At 38.9% G+C, this 7461-nt stretch carries 6 protein-coding genes; 3 read left to right on the forward strand and 3 right to left on the reverse strand.

Annotation, left to right across the window (positions count from 1 at the left end; genetic code table 11):
• The first annotated feature begins 173 nt into the window (after positions 1-173).
• Positions 174-2267, forward strand: coding sequence for a retroviral-like aspartic protease family protein (locus DBK98_RS22895; protein ID WP_033572602.1), 2094 nt, complete (start codon positions 174-176; stop codon positions 2265-2267).
• Between the two features lie 22 nt (positions 2268-2289).
• Here DBK98_RS22895 and DBK98_RS22900 read toward each other — a convergent pair whose 3' ends face one another.
• The 3 genes from DBK98_RS22900 to DBK98_RS22910 form a co-directional block, all read right to left on the reverse strand.
• Positions 2290-3030 (reverse strand): CPBP family intramembrane glutamic endopeptidase, encoded by a 741-nt coding sequence (locus DBK98_RS22900; protein WP_005808448.1) that lies wholly within the window; start codon positions 3028-3030, stop codon positions 2290-2292.
• A gap of 348 nt (positions 3031-3378) precedes the next feature.
• Entirely contained in the window at positions 3379-3849 is a 471-nt protein-coding gene (locus DBK98_RS22905) for a GNAT family N-acetyltransferase (protein WP_005808450.1), read from the reverse strand.
• 95 nt (positions 3850-3944) lie between these two features.
• Positions 3945-4838, reverse strand: coding sequence for a hypothetical protein (locus DBK98_RS22910; protein ID WP_005808451.1), 894 nt, complete (start codon positions 4836-4838; stop codon positions 3945-3947).
• Positions 4839-4946: 108 nt separating this feature from the next.
• Between DBK98_RS22910 and DBK98_RS22915 the strand changes: the two genes are divergently transcribed.
• Both DBK98_RS22915 and DBK98_RS22920 read left to right on the forward strand, forming a co-directional pair.
• Positions 4947-6200, forward strand: a complete 1254-nt coding sequence (locus tag DBK98_RS22915; protein ID WP_032536993.1) for an N-acetylmuramoyl-L-alanine amidase — start codon at positions 4947-4949, stop codon at positions 6198-6200.
• A gap of 19 nt (positions 6201-6219) precedes the next feature.
• Positions 6220-7113: an MlaD family protein gene (locus tag DBK98_RS22920; RefSeq protein ID WP_005781423.1), complete on the forward strand. Its 894-nt coding sequence runs from the start codon at positions 6220-6222 to the stop codon at positions 7111-7113.
• The last annotated feature ends 348 nt before the right edge of the window (positions 7114-7461 follow it).

Below are 7461 nucleotides of genomic sequence, written 5' to 3' on the forward strand. Positions count from 1 at the left end.
ACTACATTAATATGCCATAGATTACATTGAAGGTAGAACTGACAGATTATCTACATTTAGTGTAATCTATGGCTTATATAAAAAGGATGCCGGATTCTGATGCCGACACTGATGACTCCGCATAACAAACACATAAACTCACAAGAACTAATTGAATTATAACATATACTACTATGGCAAGACTAAAGCTCGGCATTCTTACTTGTACAATTTATTTTTCAATGACTGCCTTTTCACAAACAACCACTTCTTTAAGGTCGAAAATATTAGCATTAGACGATTATCAGGATGCTCCACAACTGTGGAAATTGTATAACGATTCTTCTTCTGTGATGGATGAAGCAACCCGGTTACATGCAAAAGTATCATTGAATTATTATTTTAATCGCCCCGACGAAATGCTTCAATGCGTAGACTCTCTCCTCACTCTATATCCGGAAGAATGTACTCCGGAACAAAAGTTGGCCTATTGTTATGCCAAAACAGAGAAACTTCTGGAAAAAGGGAACTACAGACAACTCAATTCCTGGTGGCAGACCTTGCGCAAAGATAAAAAGCTCTACCAGGCGATAGAAGGAAAAGGAAACTTCCTTTGTTCAGAAAAAACAATCCAAGGTTTATCGGAAAAAAATAATTTCCGGATAGATTTTCCAGGAACATCCTGTACACTTCCTACAAGTTATACATATCCGTTAATACTCTCAATGACAATAAATGAAACCGAATTGCCTAACACCATCTTCGATACAGGAGCACCCTATACTTTTCTCACTCAGGAGATGGCACGCAAATGTAACGTGACATGTATGGGAGATACCATATCCGTAAACAGCATGTTCGGTACTTCACAAGCCACCACCGGTTTCGTAGAGACTTTACAATTGGGTAATATCACTTTCCACAACACGGTAGTCCATGTTTCTCTTGTTGAAAAGGATCCTATCTTTTCCGGTCACGACGCCATCTTAGGAATAAAAGAACTCCGGAGAATCTCTAAAATAGAATTCGAATTTGGCAAATTAACTTTCAGAAAAGAGGAGCAAAGGCAGCCCATCGATCCTAATATATGTTTCGCAGAAACCGGTTGTGTTTTTCTATTCGCGAACAACCGGAGTTATCTATTAGACACAGGCGGAGAAGGAAGTTTCATACACACACCGGACACGGCTTCCGTCAAAGTGATGGACGTGAATGATTGTCCGGTACAATTCTTCAATACATATACAGCGGATTCCATAACCAGACAATCCGGATTATTAGGGTTCCCATTCTTCTACGGATTCGAAACCTGTACACTCAACTTCGACCGTATGAACTTCTCCGGCAAAGATTATCAGTTACGTAAAAATTATTCAGAATATATCAATAGCGGAGACATTATGGGCTTGGATGCTCAATATGAACGGATAGAGAAAACTACCGACGAAATAGGCAGATGGCTTACCAATGCATTTATCGGGTTTATGAAAAATAATCCGGAAAGCTGTATCCACTACACAGACAGTTTGTTAGGCAAATACCAACAGGAGCTTGGGGGAAGTATACTTTCTGTACTCAACCTGCGTGCCGCTTCATTAGCCTATCTGGGAATGTATAAAGAGGCAGGCGAATTAATGAAAATCTGTGCACAAGCTGTCCCTGACATAATAAACGGATACAATAAATGCGTAGCTTTAGAGCCTTTCGGGGCACAGCGGCTCATTTGGACAAAACCGGAAGTATCTATCAGTACTACTCTTGACGAAAAAGGACTTTTAGTAAGGGGAAAGATAAATGAAATAAAAAGTAAACTCTACTTTGCTCCAGACCACAGTTTTTCAAGCATATCGGAAGCCGATGCCCAGAAACTTAAAATGAAAATCATTGAATTTGAAGACAGTACTGGTAAAGGTGGCAAGAAGCGCATGGCAATAGCCGATGAATTGAGGTTAGGTGACCTATTGATAAACAATGTACAGTTCGACATCGCAGAGGAAATAGAAATTGTATTAGGGAACACTTTCATACGCCTGCTTCCTCAGTTTTCTATTGAAAATCAAAGGATCGTATTGGTACAACACCCTCAGACCTATCCCAATGCCAAACAATACCCGCTACTGTTGATAAACTATACATTCTGTTTCCGTGATCCGGACGACAATACAAAACGGTATTCGATAGGTAATCCCACTCCCAATGCCCAACAGATTTCTTTGCAGGAATTAAGCAGAGCAAACAAAAAAGTAGTATTCGATGTAGAGCACATGAAACTATCAGAACTTAACTAAATTCAGAAAGTGAGAGTGTGTTCTATAACTGATAAAAAATAAAATACATCATAAAGCAATTGAAACCCGCATGTGCAAACACGGCTCCCCAAATGGAATTACAAAACTGCTTACATCTGAAAAAAATTTGGCTGACTACGAACATGGATAAAACCCAAAGAATAGCCGGGAAAGGAAGAAATTGCCAAATACCAGAAACATAAACAATACCAAAATGGGCAACATGGGTAACAGCGAAGGCCAATGAATCTAAAACAGAGGCCTTCGACTCACCAAACCTTTGAACAAAACTGCCATGTATCATCCCACGGTATAGAAACTCTTCCCCTATCGGGCTAAATATCATACTTGGAATAACAGCTATCCAAAAATAAAGCTGCTTATCAGGTCCTGAAATGAATGCCCCGGGATTATTCCCTCCTATATATACAAACGCGTTATCTATTGTTTTATCATATAATAAAAAGAAAAGGGCAAATATAACAGCACAAGACATCCCTCCCGCAATAAAAGACAAAAACAAACGTCCACAGTGATCAGGCTTCCTTATGCCAATACATTTTCGTCCGTATCCGGTAAGGAAAATAAAGGGTACAAACCACATGGCTAAAAAAACAAACATCACTATACCATAACTTCTTGTCACGTAAGATTGCAGGACAATAACAAACCGGGGAACACCGAATAATAAAATCAGGAACAGACCAAAAGCCCAATCATAATGAAAATAACGATTCCAGAAAGCTCGCAATATTTTATCCATAATCCAATATTTTATAGTTCCGTCCCACCGGATAGAGGGCACTTTAAATTCTTTATCTCCACTGTACATTATACCGGCTATAGATATACCAAACTAAATATACTCTTATAATTAATAACGGGGTAATAAGATAGTAAGAAAACAAAAATATTCACCGAATAATGAGCCTGATACACAAAGGTAACAAAAGGTAGCCAATCATAAAAACAAAGCTGGTAAAAAGAAAAAGATTGTTTTTCTTTTTACTACCACAGATATTTTGGTTCCAATAGAAGTAAGGTTTAGTTTGCTATATAAACAAAGGAATATACTAAACTTGTGGCAAACGTGTAAATGCCAGAAGTATCTCTAAAGATCAGCTGAGAAAGTGATATGTTTTTGGTAAACTCGTGTATGCTCCCCCCACGGATGATAGCAATCTCCTACATAATTAAAACAGAAATGTTCGTAATAGCCTATATGTTTTGTACACAAATATAAATCCCCAAACCCCAATTGTCGGGTATCTTTTTCTACGGTTTCGATTAATAATCTTCCATAATTATGTCCTCTATATCGCTCCTCTATGAATAAGGCAACCAGCCACGGATACAAATCCATTCGTGAATTAAAATCATTTGTTGCAAGTCCGGCACAACCTATTATTTCTTCGTTATCCATCAGAAGATAGAACTGTGGTAAGGGAGATTCTGACACCACACAGGTTCTAAAACAGTTGTCATAGACCATTTTACTGTTTTCGTCAGCCCATTTACTTTGGAAATAAGCAATCGCTTCCTCTAAATATTGAGGATTCTTTCGCAATGAAACAATATCCATAATTACATCCTTATTTATTTTCTGACAACATCGCCAGTATAGTAATCCAGTAATAAAACAAAGTCCAACAGCTTCAAATCGGTATCTTACATTCTCTATTTCATATCATTCTTTCTCTTTTTCCACAATTGCCAGCTATTAATAATGTTTTGCCATAAAACATAACTCCCCGGTCCCACAGCCGAAAGTGGATTCAGATAAGTATGAGCCATCCAAATGGCAAGAATCGTATTCTTCTGCCCCAAAGCTTGTCCTCCACTGATTCGGTCATTATAGACACTACCCAAGGTTTTCCCTAAAAAGAATTGCAAGCAACAAGTTATCAAAGCAACTACTGCAATCATGATTTCCGTCAGTCCGTCCGCCGGATCGTTAATCAGCGAATAAATAGTTTGTGCCGTTACGATGGCAAGAGAAATACCCCACAAATAAAATGCTAATTCGTGATAGCTTAACAATACCTGATGAACTTTGGGAATGAACTTCTGCAGAAACCAGGCCACCAGAAAAGGACAAATCAACAATGGAAAGACTTTACTCAAAATAACCAGAAATGCATCTATAAAACTAATATCCGGATTTGCCTCTATTAACGGAAAGAAAATAGGAACTGCAACAGCTGCCCCAATATTTGCAATCAACGTATAAGTAGTCAGACTGGCAGCACTTCCACCCAATTTAGAAGTAATGACCGCCGCTGCCGTAGCTGTAGGACAAATGACACAAACCATTGCTCCCTCCGCTACAATTTTATTAAAACGATAAAGAAGAAGATAAACCGCCAATGAACCGAATATCTGGATCAACAAAAGCCACAAATGTAAGGGTTTAGGCTTTAGATCACAAGGAGATACTTTACAAAAAGTAAGCAGTAACATAGTGAAAATCAGTATCGGAGTCAAAAAAGAAAGGCTGATAAATACAGGATAACCAATGGCGCCTAACAACATCGCTACCGGAAGCGTCCAATTTTTCAAGAACTTCAGCATCGTTATATCATTTAAATTTCGAGTGCAAAGTAAGGTAAAAAACTCAAAACTTAACACTAAATAGTGAGTTTTCAACAAAATTCTGCTACATTTGCACATTATTTTTATATGGAACTACGTAGACCACACATATTATATATACTGATTTGCCTTTGGCTACTCGTTTCTCCACTAAACGTCGGTAGTACCTGGGCAAAAGATTTTGTTGTCGTTATTGACGCCGGACACGGCGGTCATGATCCCGGAGCCATCGGAAAGATATCTAAAGAAAAAAACATCAATCTGAAGGTAGCATTGAAATTGGGAAATCAGATTAAGCAAAACTGCAACGACGTAAAAGTAGTATATACCCGCAGCAAAGATGTTTTTATACCACTGGATCGCCGTGCCGAAATTGCCAATAATGCCAAAGCCGATCTATTTATTTCAATCCACACCAATGCTTTAGCCAATAACCGGACAGCCAAAGGTGCTTCTACCTGGACATTAGGTCTGGCCAAATCGGATGCCAACCTGGAAGTCGCCAAACGGGAGAACTCTGTAATCCTATATGAAGATGATTATAAAACCCGTTACGCAGGTTTCAACCCTAATTCTGCAGAATCATATATCATCTTCGAATTCATGCAAGATAAATATATGGAGCAGAGTGTGCATCTGGCATCTCTGGTTCAAAAACAGTTTCGCCATCATTGCAAACGGATAGACCGTGGTGTACACCAAGCCGGGTTTCTGGTATTAAAGGCCAGTGCCATGCCAAGTATTCTCGTTGAGCTTGGTTTCATTTCCACTCCTGAAGAGGAACGCTATCTGAATACGGATGAAGGAACTACTACTTTGGCAAGAGGAATCTATCGGGCATTTCTGGCTTATAAAAGAGAACACGAAATCCGTTTGACCGGTGCCAGTCGTACCATTTTGCCAAATGATGACGAAGAAGCTACAGAAGCACCTGTGATTGTACAGACAGATAGTGCACAAGAAAAAGCAGCAGAAAGACCTAAAAACTCTTCACGCCCCAAAGAGTTAATGGCAGAAGCGAAAACTCAACGTCCAATTGTTGCAGAAAGCACAACAAACGACTCCGAAATTACGTTTAAGATACAAATACTTACTTCCTCACGTCCATTGGCCAAAAATGACAAACGACTGAAGGGATTGAAAGACGTAGATTACTATAAAGAAGGCGGAATATACAAATACACTTACGGGGCATCTCCTGATTATAACAAGGTGCTGCGGACGCGCCGTAATACGGTGACTCCATTATTTAAGGATGCTTTCATCATTGCATTCCGCAACGGAGAGAAAATGAATATCAATGAGGCTATAGCCGAATTTAAGAAAAGAAGAAATAAATAAAAAGACTAAATAACAAAACATGAAACTCATTACGAAAGAAGTCAGAATAGGAATAGCAGGTATTGCAGCCTTGTGCTTACTCGTTTTCGGAATTAACTATCTGAAGGGCATTAATATGTTTAAGCCTGCCAGCTATTTTTATGTAAAATTCCATAATGTAAACGGTCTGGCACAGTCCAGCCCGGTATTTGCCGACGGTGTCCGTGTAGGTATTGTCCGTGATATTGCCTATGATTACAACCAACCGGAAAATGTCATCGTGGAAGTAGAAGTAGACACTGATCTTCGCATACCGAAAGGAAGCTCTGCCGAATTGGTGCCCGAACTGATGGGAGGAGTAAGAATGAATATCTTATTGGCTAATAATCCGCGCGAACGTTATATGGTAGGTGATACAATTCCCGGAACTCTGAACAACGGAATGATGGAAAAGGTAGCAGCTATGATGCCCGCCGTAGAAAAGATGCTGCCTAAATTAGATTCTATCCTCACTTCACTGAACACGATTATGGCGGATCAAAGTATCCCGGCAACTCTGCATTCTATTGAAAAGACGACGGCCAATCTGGAAGTTACCAGCCGCCAGCTGAAAGTATTGATGAATAATGATATTCCACAATTAACAGGGAAGCTGAATACCATCGGAGACAACTTTATCGTAATCAGTGGCAATCTGAAAGAAATTGATTATGCCACTACGTTCAAAAAAATAGACGCAACCCTCAGTAACGTAAAAATGCTTACAGAAAAGCTTAACAGCAAAGATAACACCGTTGGTTTGCTGCTAAACGATCCACAATTATACAATAACCTGAACCAAACTACCATCAATGCAGCAAGTTTGCTTGAAGACCTGAAGGAACATCCCAAACGATATGTCCACTTCTCCCTGTTTGGCAAAAAAGATAAGTAGGTGAAACCTCTTAAATAGAATTTATCTAAATAAGCGCCTACAAAACAAGGACAGGATGAAATCCTTTAAAAGTCTATCCATAGACAGAAAGGATATCTGTACCGGCTATCAGGTTCAAGAATAGTATGTGGAAATTTATCTGATAAACAATTAATTAATAAGTAGTTACAAAAAAGCAATAGCTTCCGGCAAGGGGTATTTTACAGGAAAATGATAAGTCATTGAAAGTAAACACATTATTCTTTCAGTGAGAAATACAAGAAAAAAGAGATTTGTTTTTCTCAAATAAGATTCCCAATTTTGCAATCGTAGAAGTTTTGCTTAATTAATAAATGTATTACAGCCGCT

It is taken from the genome of Bacteroides sp. PHL 2737 (genome assembly GCF_004115325.2).
Lineage (GTDB): Bacteria > Bacteroidota > Bacteroidia > Bacteroidales > Bacteroidaceae > Bacteroides > Bacteroides hominis.

Coding starts and splice junctions, on each gene's coding strand:
- DBK98_RS22900 (WP_005808448.1), bottom strand. CDS start 3,030: ATGGATAAAATATTGCGAGCTTTCTGGAATCGTTATTTTCATTATGAT.
- DBK98_RS22915 (WP_032536993.1), top strand. CDS start 4,947: ATGGAACTACGTAGACCACACATATTATATATACTGATTTGCCTTTGG.
- DBK98_RS22910 (WP_005808451.1), bottom strand. CDS start 4,838: ATGCTGAAGTTCTTGAAAAATTGGACGCTTCCGGTAGCGATGTTGTTA.
- DBK98_RS22920 (WP_005781423.1), top strand. CDS start 6,220: ATGAAACTCATTACGAAAGAAGTCAGAATAGGAATAGCAGGTATTGCA.
- DBK98_RS22905 (WP_005808450.1), bottom strand. CDS start 3,849: ATGGATATTGTTTCATTGCGAAAGAATCCTCAATATTTAGAGGAAGCG.
- DBK98_RS22895 (WP_033572602.1), top strand. CDS start 174: ATGGCAAGACTAAAGCTCGGCATTCTTACTTGTACAATTTATTTTTCA.